The organism is Pseudomonas sp. M5A4_2d (assembly GCF_053345295.1).
Genome location: NZ_JBKEZW010000008.1, coordinates 178,726 through 193,976, shown reverse-complemented (window position 1 = coordinate 193,976; position 15,251 = coordinate 178,726). Strand labels below are relative to the sequence as shown.

At 60.7% G+C, this 15,251-nt stretch carries 14 protein-coding genes; 5 read left to right on the top strand and 9 right to left on the bottom strand.

Annotated features, from left to right (window positions below):
• Positions 1–29: 29 nt before the first annotated feature.
• From ybeY to miaB, 3 genes are all read right to left on the bottom strand, one after another.
• Entirely contained in the window at positions 30–488 is a 459-nt protein-coding gene (ybeY, locus tag ACLBW8_RS19750; protein WP_221295707.1) for an rRNA maturation RNase YbeY, read from the bottom strand.
• Complete coding sequence (locus tag ACLBW8_RS19745) at positions 481–1,482, bottom strand: PhoH family protein (RefSeq protein ID WP_262666328.1); 1,002 nt, start codon at positions 1,480–1,482, stop codon at positions 481–483. Before ACLBW8_RS19745 ends, ybeY begins: the two co-directional genes overlap by 8 nt.
• Positions 1,483–1,708: 226 nt before the next feature.
• Positions 1,709–3,037: a tRNA (N6-isopentenyl adenosine(37)-C2)-methylthiotransferase MiaB gene (gene miaB, locus ACLBW8_RS19740; protein ID WP_053258162.1), complete on the bottom strand. Its 1,329-nt coding sequence runs from the start codon at positions 3,035–3,037 to the stop codon at positions 1,709–1,711.
• 131 nt (positions 3,038–3,168) lie between these two features.
• On the opposite strand from miaB, the gene ACLBW8_RS19735 reads away from it, so the two are divergent.
• Entirely contained in the window at positions 3,169–3,495 is a 327-nt protein-coding gene (locus tag ACLBW8_RS19735) for a DUF1820 family protein (protein WP_003194436.1), read from the top strand.
• Between the two features lie 129 nt (positions 3,496–3,624).
• Here the strand turns inward: ACLBW8_RS19735 and ACLBW8_RS19730 are convergent, their stop codons facing one another.
• The 4 genes from ACLBW8_RS19730 to ACLBW8_RS19715 form a co-directional block, all read right to left on the bottom strand.
• Complete coding sequence (locus tag ACLBW8_RS19730) at positions 3,625–4,179, bottom strand: tetratricopeptide repeat protein (RefSeq protein ID WP_064454266.1); 555 nt, start codon at positions 4,177–4,179, stop codon at positions 3,625–3,627.
• Between the two features lie 225 nt (positions 4,180–4,404).
• Complete coding sequence (hemL, locus tag ACLBW8_RS19725; RefSeq protein ID WP_064454265.1) at positions 4,405–5,688, bottom strand: glutamate-1-semialdehyde 2,1-aminomutase; 1,284 nt, start codon at positions 5,686–5,688, stop codon at positions 4,405–4,407.
• An 11-nt stretch (positions 5,689–5,699) separates the two neighbouring features.
• Positions 5,700–6,329, bottom strand: a complete 630-nt coding sequence (gene thiE, locus ACLBW8_RS19720; RefSeq protein ID WP_064454264.1) for a thiamine phosphate synthase — start codon at positions 6,327–6,329, stop codon at positions 5,700–5,702.
• Between the two features lie 32 nt (positions 6,330–6,361).
• The gene (locus tag ACLBW8_RS19715; RefSeq protein WP_064454263.1) at positions 6,362–7,159 is read right to left on the bottom strand and encodes a hydroxymethylpyrimidine/phosphomethylpyrimidine kinase; all 798 of its coding nucleotides are present in this window, start codon (positions 7,157–7,159) and stop codon (positions 6,362–6,364) included.
• Positions 7,160–7,447: 288 nt separating this feature from the next.
• Between ACLBW8_RS19715 and ACLBW8_RS19710 the strand changes: the two genes are divergently transcribed.
• The 4 genes from ACLBW8_RS19710 (at position 7,448) to ACLBW8_RS19695 (ending at position 13,926) form a co-directional block, all read left to right on the top strand.
• The gene (locus tag ACLBW8_RS19710) at positions 7,448–9,826 is read left to right on the top strand and encodes a hybrid sensor histidine kinase/response regulator (protein ID WP_447806130.1); all 2,379 of its coding nucleotides are present in this window, start codon (positions 7,448–7,450) and stop codon (positions 9,824–9,826) included.
• Positions 9,827–9,914: 88 nt separating this feature from the next.
• Entirely contained in the window at positions 9,915–11,564 is a 1,650-nt protein-coding gene (locus tag ACLBW8_RS19705) for an acyl-CoA dehydrogenase family protein (RefSeq protein ID WP_447806129.1), read from the top strand.
• A 182-nt stretch (positions 11,565–11,746) separates the two neighbouring features.
• A complete protein-coding gene (amn, locus tag ACLBW8_RS19700; RefSeq protein ID WP_162238864.1) occupies positions 11,747–13,219 on the top strand; it encodes an AMP nucleosidase in 1,473 nt (490 codons plus the stop codon).
• 71 nt (positions 13,220–13,290) lie between these two features.
• Complete coding sequence (locus ACLBW8_RS19695; RefSeq protein ID WP_262666326.1) at positions 13,291–13,926, top strand: pseudouridine synthase; 636 nt, start codon at positions 13,291–13,293, stop codon at positions 13,924–13,926.
• Here ACLBW8_RS19695 and ACLBW8_RS19690 read toward each other — a convergent pair.
• Both ACLBW8_RS19690 and ACLBW8_RS19685 read right to left on the bottom strand, forming a co-directional pair.
• Positions 13,921–14,130 (bottom strand): DUF2788 domain-containing protein, encoded by a 210-nt coding sequence (locus ACLBW8_RS19690; protein WP_007975837.1) that lies wholly within the window; start codon positions 14,128–14,130, stop codon positions 13,921–13,923. The genes ACLBW8_RS19695 and ACLBW8_RS19690 overlap by 6 nt on opposite strands.
• A gap of 204 nt (positions 14,131–14,334) precedes the next feature.
• Entirely contained in the window at positions 14,335–14,814 is a 480-nt protein-coding gene (locus ACLBW8_RS19685) for an Lrp/AsnC family transcriptional regulator (RefSeq protein ID WP_003194418.1), read from the bottom strand.
• Between the last annotated feature and the right edge of the window lie 437 nt (positions 14,815–15,251).

The following is a 15,251-nucleotide window of genomic DNA, read 5'->3' as shown; positions in this document are numbered from 1 at the left end:
ATCCTTTGTTGTGTCAGTAAGGTGTCGTTTCAGTTTTCGTCGTCAGCGTAAGGGTCACGGTGACCCAATTCTGCAAGCAACGTTTGTTCCAGTGTTTCCATTTCCAAGGCTTCGTCATCGTCTATATGGTCGTAACCCAAGAGATGCAAGCAGCCGTGGATGACTAGATGGGCCCAATGGGCCTCAAGTTCCTTGCCTTGTTCCTTTGCTTCGCGTTCCACCACCTCGACGCAGATCACCAGATCGCCCAGCAACGGGATATCCAGTAACTCATCCGGTACGTCGGCGGGGAAGGACAGCACGTTGGTCGCGTAATCCTTTTGGCGCCAGGTGTGATTCAGTTCACGGCCTTCGGGCTCGTCCACCAGGCGGATGGTCAGTTCCGAATCCGCGGTGCGCTGGCGCAGGGCCAGTGCGCACCATTGGCGGAACTGGGCTTCGCTGGGGGCGGGCGCTTCGGTGGCCAGCTGCAGGTCAAGCTCAAGCATCGCGGCGAATGTCCTTGGCGGGGGCGTCATCTTTGTGCTCGAAACGCTCGTAAGCCTCGACAATGCGCTGCACCAACGGGTGACGCACCACGTCCTTCGGCATGAAATGCGTGAAGCTGATGCCCGGCACGTCCTTGAGTACGTCGATCACCTGCGCCAGCCCCGACTTGGTGCCCTTGGGCAGGTCGACCTGGGTCACGTCACCGGTGATAACGGCCGTGGAACCGAAACCGATACGGGTGAGGAACATCTTCATCTGTTCGACGGTGGTGTTCTGGCTTTCGTCGAGAATGATGAAGCTGTTGTTCAAGGTACGGCCACGCATGTAAGCCAGCGGGGCGATCTCGATAACCTGGCGCTCGATCAGCTTGGCCACGTATTCAAAGCCGAGCATCTCATAGAGCGCGTCATAGAGCGGGCGCAGGTACGGGTCGATCTTCTGGGCCAGGTCGCCGGGCAGGAAGCCGAGCTTCTCGCCAGCCTCGACCGCCGGGCGCACCAGCAGGATGCGGCGTACTTGCTCGCGCTCCAGGGCATCCACCGCACAGGCCACGGCCAGGTAGGTCTTGCCGGTACCGGCGGGGCCGATGCCGAAGTTGATGTCGTTGCCGAGAATTTCTTTGACGTAGCGCTGCTGATTCAAGCCGCGTGGGCGAATCATGCCTTTTTTGGTGCGCAGGGCCACGCTGGCTTCGGCCACCGGGTTGTTGGCCAGGTCTTCCACGGCAGATTCCTGCAGGTACAGGTGCACGGTCTCCGGCGAAAGCTCACTACCCTTGGTTTCGCGGTAGAGGCGGCGGAGCAGGTGTTCTGCAGACGTGGTGTGCTGGGGTTCACCAATAAGCTCGAACTGATTGCCGCGGTTGCGGATCTCGATACTCAGGCGTTGTTCGATCAGGCGCAGGTGCTCGTCGAACTGTCCGCACAGGTTGGCGAAACGGCGAGCCTCAAAGGGCTCGAGGAGAAAACGATGGGGTTCTATGGGTGCGTTCAAGGTCGCTTTTAGCCGCCCTTTGGCTGTTGAGATGAAAGAGAGGATAACGCCAGTGGCGCGGGTACGAAAGCACTTATCTAGCCCAAGTGCAGCACGGTTCCGATGTGGGAGCGGGCTTGCTCGCGAAGGCGGTGGGTCAGCTAATACATGTATCAACTGATCCACCGCCTTCGCGAGCAAGCCCGCTCCCACATTTTGATCTCAATCAGTCAGAAATATGGGTGGGTTACTGCACCAGCGAGCCGCGCAATGAGTGCGGTTGCGCCGCATCAATGTGCACATCGGCGAACTGGCCGATCAGGGTTGGGTTGTCGCAACGGAAATTGACGATTCGGTTGTTCTCGGTACGGCCTTGCAACTCGCCGGGGTCTTTTTTCGAATAATCGGTGACCAGGATGCGCTGGATCGAACCGACCATTTGTCGGCTGATCTCGAAACCTTGCTGGTTCAGGCGGTGCTGCAGCGCATTCAAACGCTCTTTTTTCAGCGCTTCCGGCGTCTCATCCAACAGGTCGGCAGCCGGGGTGCCCGGGCGCTGGCTGTAGACGAACGAGTATGAGAAGTCGAAGCCGACGTCCTCGATCAACTTCATGGTTTGCTGGAAGTCTTTCTCGGTTTCACCAGGGAAGCCGACGATAAAGTCTGAGCTGATGCAGATACCCGGCACCGCCGCACGCAATTTGCGCAGTTTGGATTTGTACTCCAGCGCGGTGTGGTTGCGCTTCATCGCAGACAGGATGCGGTCCGAGCCTGACTGCACCGGCAAGTGCAGGTGTTTGACCAGCTCCGGCACCTCGGCGTGGGCCTGGATCAGGCTGTCGGAAAACTCCAGCGGGTGCGAGGTGGTGTAGCGAATACGCTCAATACCATCGACGGCGGCGACCACGCGGATCAACTCCGCCAAGTCTGCCAGGCGCCCATCGTGGGTCTGGCCGCGATAGCCGTTGACGTTCTGGCCCAGCAGGGTGACTTCGCGCACGCCGTTTTCGGCCAGGTGGATGATTTCCGACATCACGTCGTCAAACGGCCGGCTGACTTCTTCGCCACGGGTGTAGGGCACCACGCAGAAGGTGCAGTACTTGCTGCAGCCTTCCATTACCGACACGTAAGCACTCGGCCCGTCGATGCGCGGCTCGGGCAGGTGGTCGAATTTTTCGATTTCCGGGAACGACACGTCGACCTGCGGCAGCTTGGTGATGCGTGCTGCGTCGATCATTTCCGGCAGGCGGTGCAGGGTTTGCGGGCCGAATACCACATCGACATACGGCGCGCGGTCGCGGATCGCAGCGCCTTCCTGGCTGGCTACGCAACCACCGACGGCGATCACCATCTCCGGGTTGGCCAGTTTCAATTCGCGCCAGCGGCCCAGCTGCGAGTACACACGGTCCTGGGCCCGCTCACGAATCGAGCAGGTGTTGAGCAGGATGACGTCGGCATCTTCGGCGCGGGCAGTGACTTCCAGGGCCTGGTGTTCGCCCAGCAGATCGACCATGCGCGAGCTGTCGTACTCGTTCATCTGGCAACCGTGGGTTTCGATGTAAAGCTTCTTGGCCATGGGAATCGTCAACTGGTGGTAAAGAACCGCGCATTATAGGGGGCATGTCCATTGGTTCCTAGCGCTGTGCATCGGGTGCCATGCTATAGTTCGCGCCCTCTTTTATATCCCCGATGTGTTATTCGCCCACCATGACGAAACGTGAAGCTCCAATCTACAAGGTGATTTTCCTTAACCAGGGCCAGGTGTTCGAAATGTACGCCAAGCAGATCTATCAAAGTGATCTGTGGGGTTTCCTGGAAGTGGAAGAGTTCGTCTTTGGCGAGCGCACCCAGTTGGTCGTCGACCCGGGCGAAGAAAAACTCAAGGCGCAGTTTGAAGGCGTGGTGCGCAGCTTTGTGCCGATGCATTCGATTGTGCGCATCGATGAAGTGGAACGCCTGGGCACGCCGAAGATCAGCGAGGCACGTGGCACCAGCAATGTGATGCCGTTTCCGATGCCGATGCCTGAGAAGTAGGCCGTTAGACCGAGTCGACCCTTTCGCGAGCAAGCCCGCTCCCACACTTAACCGCATTCCAAGGCTGGAACTCGGTTAAGTGTGGGAGCGGGCTTGCTCGCGAAAGCGGTAGTAGAAGCGCTGAATAATTCAGGGCAGTGGCGAGAAGGGCGAACGCCCATCGGCACTCTGCAATTCCTGCAGGTAATTGCGGAAGATCTGCCCCAGCACCTGCGTCGCCACTTCCAACTCATCGCGCTGCATGTGCTCGGCAACTTCGTCGGCCGTGTCCAGTGCGTCTTCCGCACCGTTGACCGCCGCCATTTTCAGCACAATGTACGCCTGGACGTTATTGGCCGGCACGCCTTCGCCTTTGAAGAACATATTGCCCAGCTGGAATTGTGCCTGGGCGTGGCCCTGCAACGAAGCCTTCTCGAAGTAGCTCAGGGCTTTGTTGAGGTCGCGGGCAGGGTTTTTTTCGTCGTGGTAGTACTGGCCCAACTCGTATTGCGCCTGCGCATCCCCGCCTTCAGCCTGTTTCTGGCACGCGCTCAGGGCTTCGGCCTGGCTGTCTGGCTGGGTATTGAGGGTGCAACGACCCATCGCTGGGATTAACAACGAGTTGCCGCCTGCTTGTGCATGTGCCAGCAGCGGCTGAAGGAGCAACAGGCAGCCCAGAACCAGGGTGCGGCCGGTGCGTTTCATGGGAATCGACTTACCTCTGACGGGGCACGCGGACCCTCGGGGAGTCCAATAAGCGCGCATTATGAAATAAGCAGGCCCCTGCTTACAAAGTCTTTACTCGTTTTTCTGCTGCGTAGGCAAGTTATCTGCCGGATTGCAGGTGATTTCTCGAAAAAAGTAGGAAATCTCTGTAGGCAAGGTAGCAAATCTGACGCCGCCAGGGGCAGCGTCAGATTTATCTGCCCCTTACTTCAGGGCCGCGAAGGCGCGCTCGGCAGCATCCAGGGTCAGTTTCAACTCCGCTTCGCCATGGGCGATCGACGTGAAGCCGGCTTCGAAGGCGCTCGGTGCCAGGTAAACCCCGCCTTCCAGCATCAAGTGGAAGAAGCGCTTGAACAGGTCGGCATCGCTGCCCATCACGTCATCGAAAGTGACGATATCGTCGGCGCCACTGAAGTACAGGCCGAACATGCCGCCCGCCTGAGTGGTGACAAACGGAATGCCGGCAGCATCGGCGCGCTGTTGCAGGCCATCCAGCAGTCGGGTGGTGTAGTCAGTCAGCTCGGCGTGGAAGCCTGGGCGGCTGATCAGGCGCAGGGTGGTCAGGCCGGCGGCCATGGCCAGTGGGTTACCCGACAGGGTGCCGGCCTGGTAGACCGGGCCCAGCGGTGCGATGTGCTGCATGATTTCGCGTTTGCCGCCGAAGCAACCCACCGGCATGCCGCCACCGATGATCTTGCCGAAGGTGCTCAGGTCCGGCGTGACGCCGTAATAAGCCTGGGCGCCACCGAGGGCAACGCGGAAACCGGTCATCACTTCGTCGAAAATCAGCACCACGCCGTGCTTGTCGCACTGTTCGCGCAGGCCTTCAAGGAAGCCCGGCGCCGGTGGCACGCAGTTCATGTTACCGGCGACCGGCTCGACGATGATGCACGCGACTTCTTGACCGACTTCGCTGAGCATCTGCTCGACGGCGGCGATGTCATTGAACGGCAGCGTCAGGGTGTGCTTGGCAAATGCTGCCGGCACACCTGCCGAGCTCGGTACGCCTTGGGTCAGCAGGCCGGAACCGGCTTTCACCAGCAGGCTGTCGGAGTGGCCGTGGTAGCAGCCTTCGAACTTGATGATGCTGTCGCGGCCGGTGAAACCACGGGCCAGGCGAATCGCGCTCATGGTGGCTTCGGTGCCGGAGCTGACCATGCGCACCATTTCCATCGACGGCACGATCGAGCACACCAGGTCGGCCATCTCGGTTTCCATGGCGGTCGGGGCGCCATAGGACAAACCGTGTTGCAGTTGCTGGCGCACGGCGTCCAGCACGTCCGGGTGGCTGTGGCCGAGGATCATCGGGCCCCAGGAACCCACATAGTCCACGTAGCGCTTGTCATCTTCGTCGGTGACGTACGCGCCTTCGGCATGCTTGAAGAACAATGGCGTGCCGCCCACGCTCTTGAACGCACGCACGGGGGAATTCACACCGCCGGGGATGTGTTTCTGGGCATTGGCAAACAGGGTTTCGGAACGGGACATGATCGGGCTCTCTAAACTGAATACTTAAGAAGATCGTTGAACGCGCGCGCACGGCGCGTGACTTCCTGGGTGCTGTCGGCACCGAACAGGCCGTGCACCACGGCGAGCAGGTCGGCACCGTGGGCCACCAGCGGTTCGGCGTTCTCCAGGGTGACGCCGCCGATCACGCAGATCGGCAGTTGCAAGCGTGTACGGGCCTGGGCCAGCATTTCAACGGTGGCGGCGGGTGCGCCGGGCTTGGTGCTGGAGTTAAAGAAGCGACCGAAGGCGACGTAGCTGGCGCCTTCTTTAGCGGCTTGTTCGGCCAGTTCGATCTGGCTGTGGCAGGTGGCGCCGATGATCGCCTTGGGGCCCAGTAATGCTCGGGCCGGGGTCAGCGGGCCGTCGGTCTGGCCCAGGTGCACGCCGACGCCCAGGCGCGCGGCCAACTCGGCGTCATCGTTGATGATCAGATGGGTCTTGTAGCGCGAGCACAGCTCTCGCAACTTCTCGGCTTCACGCAGGCGGCGGGCTTCGTCGCTGCTTTTATCGCGGTACTGCAACAGGGTCACACCGCCGTCCAGCGCCGCTTCGACGTAGGCGAGGAATTTGCCGGCCAACAGTTGGCTGTCGGTAATGGCGTAAAGGCCACGTAGTTTCATTGGGCAGGCCTCTTGCTGTTAAAAGCACAAAGTTACGAGCAGAAATCCAGCGGCAGCCGGCGCGGCACAAACTGGCCCTGGCCGAGTTGTTCAGCGTCACGCAGGGTGCGCCAAGTGTAGTTGAGCGCCGATTGCACGGCGCTGACCAGGCCTTCGCCTTGAGCGATCCGACCGGCCAGGGCGCTGGCGAGCGTGCAGCCTGAACCGTGATAGCTGCCGGGCAGGCGCTGGCAGGTGAAGGTCTGGTGCGTGCCGTCGCGGCTGTAGAGGCGGTTGTGCACTTCGTGCTCGTCGCCGTGCCCGCCGGTAATAAGAAGATGCTTGATAAACGGCAACAGCTTCTCGGCGCATTCGTCGGCCGTGCCATTTGGCAACTCGGCGAGAATGCGCGCCTCCGGCAAGTTGGGCGTGGCGATCAACGACAGCGGCAACAGCCGCTCACGCATGGCATAACCCACTTCGTCCTTGCCCAGGCTGCCGCCGCCGCCGGCACGCAGCACCGGGTCGCACACCACCGGCAGGTGCGGGTGCGCCTGCAGCAGTTCGACCACGGTGTCGACCATCGCGGTGGAACCGAGCATGCCGAGCTTCACGGCTGCCACTTCGGAGTCGCTGAGCACGGCATTGGCCTGGGCCATTACCCACTCGCGGTCGAGCACGCGGAAGTCGATGACATTGACGGTGTTTTGCACGGTCAACGCGGTGACGGCCGGTGCCGCATGACAGCCTTGGGCGAGCAGGGCTTCGATATCTGCCTGCAAGCCGGCGCCACCACTGGGATCATGGCCGGAGAGACAGAGGACAACGGGGCGAGAGCTGTAGATATTCATGGTGCGCGAGCTTACCACCAAACGCTTTTTGCGTGGCTGTCGGGCGAAGGGGAAATTTCAGTGTCAGCACAGGCGTGTTTATGGCTGTTTATGGGTTGCTTTTTACGTCGAAAAAACGCGCTGAAAGGCCCGTTATAGAGCCTTTCAAAAAATTATTTCAATGGTGTCCAATGGCCTCTACTGGCTATGCTAAAGTGCACCCAAACAACTTACTGTATCGCCGGTGTACGTCTACTCAAAAGGAATGGGGGGCTTTTGACACAACCGGACAGGCCACGCTGGGGCTCTATGCGCTATTTGCTGATCTTATTATTCTGCGGGCTGCCGATGCTCGCCGGCGCCGCCGAGTTCAACCAGGACACTCGAAGCCTGCCGCTGGGCCGGGTCATGCAAGTGCTTGAAGACCCAACCGGTTCTCTCACCGTCGCCGACGTCAGTTCCCTCGCTTACGCTGCTCAATTCAAACCCCATGACAAAGCCACCCTCAACGCCGGCTATTCGCGTTCGGTGTTCTGGCTCAAGGTCGACCTGCATTACACCGCCATTGACCCCCGTGCGCCACGCACCTGGTTCCTGGAGTTGGCGTACCCACCGCTGAATCATCTGGACCTGTACCAGAACGACGGCACTGGCAACTACCGACTGGCCACCCGCACCGGCAGCACGTTGCCTTTTTCCAGCCGTGAAGTGCACGCGAGCAACTACCTCTTCAAGCTCAACTTTTTGCCCAACCAGCAACACACCGTCTACCTGCGCCTGCAAAGCGAAGGCTCGATCCAGGCCCCATTGACGCTCTGGTCCGCCACCGCCTACCTGGAAGAACAGCCCCTGCGCCTGTATGTGTTGGGCGCAATCTATGGCGTCTTGTTGGGGATGCTGGTCTACAACCTGTTCATCTACTTGAGCGTACGCGACACCAGCTACCTGTATTACATCCTCTATATCGCCTCGTTTGGCGTCTACCAACTGTCGGTCAATGGCGTGGCCGTGGAGTACTTCTGGCCTAACAACCCGTGGTGGGCGAATGCTGCGGTGCCATTCCTGATCGGGTCGGCAGCGCTGTTCGGCAGCTTGTTTGCCCGCAGCTTCCTGCACACCGCGCAGCACAGCCGCTGGCTCAATCGCATATTGCTGACGCTGGCTGCTTGCGGTGGCGTGGTGATGGTATTGGCGTTGTTGACCAGCTACGCCGTGGCCCTGCGCCTGGCCACTGGCTTGGCGCTGGTGTTCACCGTGACCATCTTTATTGCTGCAATCAAGGCCTGGTGTTGCGGCCAGCGCATGGCGCGCTATTTCATCATTGCCTGGTCGGCGTTTCTGCTGGGTGGGGTGGTCAACACCCTGATGGTGTTGGGTTACCTGCCCAATATGTTCCTCACCATGTACGCCAGCCAACTCGGCTCGGCCATCGAAGTGGCACTGCTTTCCCTGGCCTTGGCGGATCGCATCAACGGCATGCGCGAGCAGCAGGCACAGATCCTGTTCGACGCCAGCCAGAAGCTTGAAGTGCTCAACCAGCAATTGGCCCGCAGTAACCGGCTGAAAGACGAATTCCTCGCCACCCTGACCCACGAGCTGCGCACACCGATGAACGGTGTGATTGGCTCGTTGGAGCTGATGCAAACCGTGCCGCTGGACGAAGACCTGGCGCAGTACCAGCAAACCGCCGCCGGTTCTGCGCGGGACATGATGCGCATGGTCAACGGCATCCTCACCCTGACCGAATTGCAAGCCGGACGCCTCACGGCCCAGCCGCAGGTGTTCAGCCTGCGCGGTGCACTCGACACCTTGCGCCAGCAATTCAGCGCCAGCGCCCAGAGCAAAGGCCTGGCATTTTCCATCGACGTGGCGGATGAGCTGCCGGACCGGGTGATCGGTGATGCGGACAAACTGATCCACTGCCTGGACTGCCTGCTGGACAACGCCTTCAAGTTCACCCACGAAGGCGCTGTGCGCTTGCGCGTGGTGGGTGTGCCGCAAAGTGATGGCGGGCTGCGCTTGAGCTTTATTGTGACCGACAGCGGTATCGGCTTTGCCTTCCTCGACGAGGCCACGTTGTACCAGCGGTTCTTCCAGCTCGACGGCTCGACCACCCGCGAATACGGCGGCATGGGTATCGGCCTGGCGATTTGCCGGCAGTTGATTGAACTGCTCGGTGGGCGCCTGACCCATCATTCCGAACCGCGCAAGGGCAGTCGTTTCCAATTGGAAGTGAGCGTCAGCCCGGTGCCGGCGGAGCCAAAGCCGGTGGGGCAGGCGCCCCTCACGCAACGCACTGCGCAGGATTGCACGGTGCTGTTGGTGGACGACAATAGCGTGGGCCAACTGGCGGTGCGCGGCATGCTGCTCAAGCTGGGTTACCGGGTGAAAACCGTGGATAACGGTGCGGCCGCACTGACCCTTTTGCAGGCCGAAACGTTTGATGCGGTACTGCTGGATGTGCCTGAAGGCGGCTTCTCTTTGTGCTGTCAGATTCGTGCATTGCCCGGCTGCGGCGAGCTGCCGGTGATCGCCCTGAGTACCTCGCTGCAGGCGCCGGATCGCGAGCGCTGTCATGGCGTAGGCATTACGGATCGTCTCACCAAGCCGGTGCGTTTCGAGGCATTGCAGGCCGTGCTGGAGCGCCGTCTGTTGTGCCCTCTAGAGGGCGAAAGCGCCGGACATTAGGCGCGTATGCCACTTTTTTAAGCCGGATGACGGTGCTTAACTGAAATTCAGGCCTCAACGCACGTGGCCTTTTTCCAGGAGGCCCGTCATGAACCTGCATCAGTTCGCCGAAACCCACGACGTCACCAACCAGCCGCCGTCCCTGAACGGCACTAACCTGTACCGCATCGACCTGCCGCTGCAAGAGTGGTCGCGCCGCTTTGGCGCCGGCTGGGCCGAGACGCGTATCGATGCGTATGGCGCGCTGGCCGGTGGGCCACTGATGGCGGCCGGGTTCCTGGCGAACCAGAACAAACCGGTGTTCAACAGCCATGACCGTTATGGCCATCGCATTGACCTGGTGGAGTTTCATCCGGCGTATCACGAACTGATGCGCACCGCCGTCGAGCATGGCCTGCCGTCACTGCCATGGGCCCATCCGCAGTCCGGCGCCCATGTGGCCCGCGCCGCCATGACTTACCTGCACAGCCAGGCCGAAGCCGGCACCGGTTGCCCGCTGACCATGACGTTCGCTTGCGTCCCGGCCCTGCGCCTGCAACCGGATCTGGCGCAGATCTGGCTGCCGAAGATCCTCAACACCGAATACGACCCGCGCAACGTCGGCATCGCCCACAAAGCCGGCGCCACCATTGGCATGGCCATGACCGAGAAACAAGGCGGCACCGACGTGCGCGCCAATACCACGCGCGCCTACCCTGTGGGGGCGGGTGGCCCGGGGCAAGCCTATGAACTGGTGGGGCACAAGTGGTTCTGCTCGGCGCCGATGTGCGATGGGTTCCTGACCCTGGCCCAGACCGACAAAGGCCTGACCTGTTTCCTGCTGCCCCGGCACCGGCCGGATGACACACGCAACGAGTTCTACATCCAGCGCCTGAAAAACAAACTTGGCAACTGCTCCAACGCCTCCAGCGAAGTGGAGTTTCGGGGCGCCCTGGCCTGGATGATCGGCGAAGAGGGGCGTGGTGTGCCGACCATTATCGAAATGGTCGCCATGACCCGTTTCGATTGCATGGTGGGCTCCAGCGCGTTGATGCGCCAGGCGCTGACCCAGGCCAGCCATCATTGCGCCCATCGTTTGGTCGGCGGTCGCGTCCTTAGTGAACAGCCACTGATGCAAAACGTACTGGCCGACCTGGCCCTGGAAAGTGAAGCGTCGCTGGCCCTGAGCATGCGCATGGGCCGCGCGCTGGATCACCTCGATAACGAGCAGGAAGCCAAATTCGCCCGGCTGGTGACGGCGGTGGGCAAGTATTGGATCTGCAAGCGCGCGCCGGCGATGATCAACGAAGCCGCCGAGTGCATGGGCGGTGCCGGGTATGTCGAGGACAGTATCCTGCCGCGCCTGTACCGTGAGGCACCGGTGAATTCGACGTGGGAAGGTTCCGGCAATGTTCAGTGCCTGGACGTGCTGCGGGCGCTGTCCAAGGAGCCGGGTGTGCTGGAGGCGCTGTTTGTCGAGCTGGGGAATGGGCATGGCAGCCAGCAACTGGCGCAGCATATTGAGCAGTTGAAGTCGGCGTTTATGGACACTCAAGATATCCAGTACCGGGCCCGTCAATTGACTGAGGACATTGCCGTGGCGTTGCAGGCCAAGCTGCTGCTGGAGGCCGGGAATGCGGCGGTCAGTGATGGTTTTATCGCCAGCCGCTTGGGCGATTCGTCCGGTCGGGTTTACGGCACCTTGCCGCGCGGTGTGAATGTTGAGGCGATTGTCGCCCGCTCGACCCCAAACCTCTGACTAAACTCGGTCAAAATGTGGGAGCGGGCTTGCTCGCGAATGCGCCGTATCAGTCGCATATTCAGCAACTGACAGACCGTATTCGCGAGCAAGCCCGCTCCCACATTGATCGCAATCCAATTCCACTGTTTCAGTGAGGCCGGGATACAGGCAAGATAAAGGTCTGCAAGTCAGAACACAGGATGCTTACCGTGACCGAAGCTTTTGTTGTCGTTCAAACCGCCGAAGAAGCCGTGGATCGGCTGGCGGCTCTTCATGAGCGTGCTACCGGCGCGCTCAATCAAGCCCTCAAGCAATACCTCAAGGACCGCGTCGAACCCGACGCCGAACAGCGCGCACAGTTTCGCTATCCGGAACTGCGCCTGACTTACCACTGCCACGGCGAAGTCCCACAGACTACTCGCGCGTATGCCAAGGTCCAGCTGCCGGGGACCTACAGCGTTACCGTCACTCATCCGGCCGCCTTCCGTAAATACCTGCTGGAGCAACTGGTACCGCTGATGCACGACTTCACCGTGACGGTGGAAGTCGGCGTCAGCCAGCAGAACATTCCGTACCCGTATGTGGTGGAGCAGGGCGACGAATTGGCCGGATCCGGCGTGACTGCCGCGACCCTCGCGCGCGTGTTCCCCAGCACCGATTTGTCTGCCGCCACCGATGGCATTGCCGACGGCCTCTATGACTGGGAAAACACCGACCCGCTGCCGCTGGCGCTGTTTGATGCCGCCCGTGTGGACTTTTCCCTGCGCCGCCTGGTGCACTACACCGGCAGTGACTGGCGCCATGTACAGCCGTGGATCCTGCTGACCAACTACCACCGCTATGTTGACCAGTTCATCCTGCATGGCCTGGAGCAACTGCGCAGCGACCCACGGTTTATCCGCATGGTGCTGCCGGGCAACGTGATCATCGACAAGAGCATGGACCACGGCGAAGCGTCGGCGATTGCTGCCGGCGTGGTCTGGCACCGTTACCAAATGCCGGCCTATCACCTGCAGGCCACTGACGGCCACGGCGTGACCCTGGTGAACATCGGCGTCGGCCCGTCCAACGCGAAAAACATCACCGACCACCTCGCGGTGCTGCGCCCACATTGCTGGCTGATGATTGGCCACTGCGGCGGCCTGCGCCAATCCCAGACCATCGGCGACTACGTATTGGCCCACGCCTATATGCGCCGCGACGGGATTCTCGACCGCGTGGTGCCGCCGAACATCCCGATCCCGGCCCTGGCCGAAGTGCAGATGGCCTTGCAACAAGCGGCGGCGAATGTCACGGGCGAAAAAGGCGAAGAGCTGAAAAAACGCCTGCGTACCGGCACCGTGCTGACCTACGACGACCGCAACTGGGAGCTGCGTTGGGCCCAGGAACGGCCGTTGATCAACCTGTCCCGCGCCGTGGCCGTGGACATGGAAAGCGGCACCATCGCCGCCCAGGGTTACCGCTTGCGGGTGCCGTATGGCACGTTGCTGTGTGTCTCGGACAAACCGCTGCACAGCGAAATCAAGCTGCCGGGTTCGGCCAACGCGTTCTATGAGCGTGCGGTCAGCCAGCACTTGAAGATCGGCATCGAGGCGGTGGATCTGTTGCGCACCGAACTCAACTCGCTGCACTCGCGCAAACTGCGCAGTTTCGACGAACCGCCGTTCCGCTAAGCGGTTGGGATGGTCATTTAACGGTCAGGCCACTAGCATTGTCGGTCCTGACCGTTAGATGTTCCTTTGCCATGTCCCGTCCCACCCGTCCCGATTCGCGCCGCCCTGGCGTGAAACCTCCGTACTCCGCAGCGCGTCGTGTCGCCAAGGCGCCACCGGCCGAGCCGAAGTTGGTCCTGTTCAATAAACCGTTCGACGTGCTGACCCAGTTCAGCGACGAAGGCGGGCGTGCGACCCTCAAGGATTTTATCGACATCCCCGGCATCTACCCGGCGGGCCGCCTGGACCGTGACAGCGAAGGCCTGTTGCTGTTGACCAATGATGGCCAGTTGCAGGCGCGGATTGCCGACCCCAAGCACAAGCTGGCGAAAACCTACTGGGTGCAAGTCGAAGGCGAACCCACCGAAGAACAACTGCAACGCCTGCGTGACGGCGTGGAGCTTAACGACGGCATGACCTTGCCCGCCGAAGCCCGGCAATTGGATGAGCCCGAGCTATGGCCGCGCAACCCGCCGGTACGGTTTCGCAAAAGCGTGCCGACGCACTGGCTGGAGCTGGTGATTCGCGAAGGGCGTAACCGCCAGGTACGGCGCATGACCGCTGCGGTGGGCTTGCCGACCTTGCGCCTGGTGCGCGTGCGTATCGGGGATTGGTCGATTGATGGCCTGGATCAAGGCCAATGGAAGGAAGTGCCGGCGCGGTTATAGGGCGCCGGACTCGATCAGGCCGATCACCACGCTCTTGATGATGAACGCGGCCACGCCCAGGCCCAGCACAAAAAACAGAATGAACGAGCCAAAGCGCCCGGCTTTGGATTTCTTCGCCAGGTCCCAGACGATGAATCCCATGAAAATGATCAGAATGGTGACCAGGCCGGTCATCATCCATTCTTCAAAAACGGCGGGATCGATGTTGTTCATGGGCTTCTTCCGACAGGGCAGGCGGGCAAGTATACGGCAGCGTTACAGACGCAATATTGACCTGAGTCGAAGTGCAGTCCAAATGTGGGAGCGGGCTTGCTCGCGAATGCGGTGGGTCAGCCACCTATTCATTAACTGACAGACCGCATTCGCGAGCAAGCCCGCTCCCACAGGGGATCTTCAGTGTGTTTGAGATCAGGTACGCAGGTGCGTCAGCGGCAACTCGGTGCTGTTGAGCACTTGGTTGAGCACAAAGCTGGAGCGCACGCTGGTCACGCCTTCAATGCGGGTCAGATGGCCCAGCAGCAGTTTTTGGTAGTGATCCATGTCCGGCACCACCACTTTCAACTGATAGTCAGCATCCATCCCGGTCACCAGACTGCATTCCAGCACTTGTGGCAGCGTGCGGATCGCGGCTTCAAAATTCTCGAAACGCTCGGGTGTGTGGCGGTCCATGCCGATCAGCACATAGGCCGTAAGGCTCAAGCCCAGCATCTTGCGGTCGAGCAGGGCGACCTGGCGCGCGATATAGCCGTCATCTTCCAGCTGCTTGACCCGGCGCGAGCAGGGCGACGGCGACAGGCCGATGCGTTCGGCCAACTCCTGGTTGGAGATCCTCGCGTCGCGCTGCAATTCCGCCAAAATACTCAGGTCGTATCGGTCAAGCTTGCTCATTGGGTTAGCCTTTGTCGTAACTATTGCGGTGAATTATCTATGAAGGGTTAAAAATTGCGCAAGCACTGTTTATTGACGCAATCTTCGCAATCATCTATCGGCGCGTCGGGCCTATGATTACCAACAGAATCACCGCCTGGACAACAGTCCACTTACAGCGAGCCCAATCAGGCCCGCTGCGGCCGCCACCCCAGCAGGGTTGAGCCGGCCTCCAGGCTGCACACTGTCCACAAGACGGCGTGAGGTGAGCCAACGTCAAAAGCGTTGAGCCAGGACGAAATTCTCAAGGGGTGGCCGACGGGTCACCCCTTTTCTTTTGCGTGGGTTTTACCTGCCTCTTTTTAACTGCAAAGAAAGTTCTCGTGACTGATAACCTGTCTCAGAACCGGGTGAGGCTTTTCCAGTCTCATACTATGAGGCCGGACACTCGAGGCCCT

Excerpts from the sequence above, each read along its gene's own strand:
- miaB (WP_053258162.1), bottom strand. The coding sequence starts at position 3,037 with ATGGCCAAGAAGCTTTACATCGAAACCCACGGTTGCCAGATGAACGAG.
- hemL (WP_064454265.1), bottom strand. The coding sequence starts at position 5,688 with ATGTCCCGTTCCGAAACCCTGTTTGCCAATGCCCAGAAACACATCCCC.
- ACLBW8_RS19695 (WP_262666326.1), top strand. The coding sequence starts at position 13,291 with ATGTCCCGTCCCACCCGTCCCGATTCGCGCCGCCCTGGCGTGAAACCT.
- ACLBW8_RS19710 (WP_447806130.1), top strand. The coding sequence starts at position 7,448 with ATGCGCTATTTGCTGATCTTATTATTCTGCGGGCTGCCGATGCTCGCC.
- ACLBW8_RS19730 (WP_064454266.1), bottom strand. The coding sequence starts at position 4,179 with ATGAAACGCACCGGCCGCACCCTGGTTCTGGGCTGCCTGTTGCTCCTT.
- ACLBW8_RS19685 (WP_003194418.1), bottom strand. The coding sequence starts at position 14,814 with ATGAGCAAGCTTGACCGATACGACCTGAGTATTTTGGCGGAATTGCAG.
- amn (WP_162238864.1), top strand. The coding sequence starts at position 11,747 with ATGCTTACCGTGACCGAAGCTTTTGTTGTCGTTCAAACCGCCGAAGAA.
- ACLBW8_RS19715 (WP_064454263.1), bottom strand. The coding sequence starts at position 7,159 with ATGAATATCTACAGCTCTCGCCCCGTTGTCCTCTGTCTCTCCGGCCAT.
- ACLBW8_RS19705 (WP_447806129.1), top strand. The coding sequence starts at position 9,915 with ATGAACCTGCATCAGTTCGCCGAAACCCACGACGTCACCAACCAGCCG.
- ybeY (WP_221295707.1), bottom strand. The coding sequence starts at position 488 with ATGCTTGAGCTTGACCTGCAGCTGGCCACCGAAGCGCCCGCCCCCAGC.
- ACLBW8_RS19735 (WP_003194436.1), top strand. The coding sequence starts at position 3,169 with ATGACGAAACGTGAAGCTCCAATCTACAAGGTGATTTTCCTTAACCAG.
- thiE (WP_064454264.1), bottom strand. The coding sequence starts at position 6,329 with ATGAAACTACGTGGCCTTTACGCCATTACCGACAGCCAACTGTTGGCC.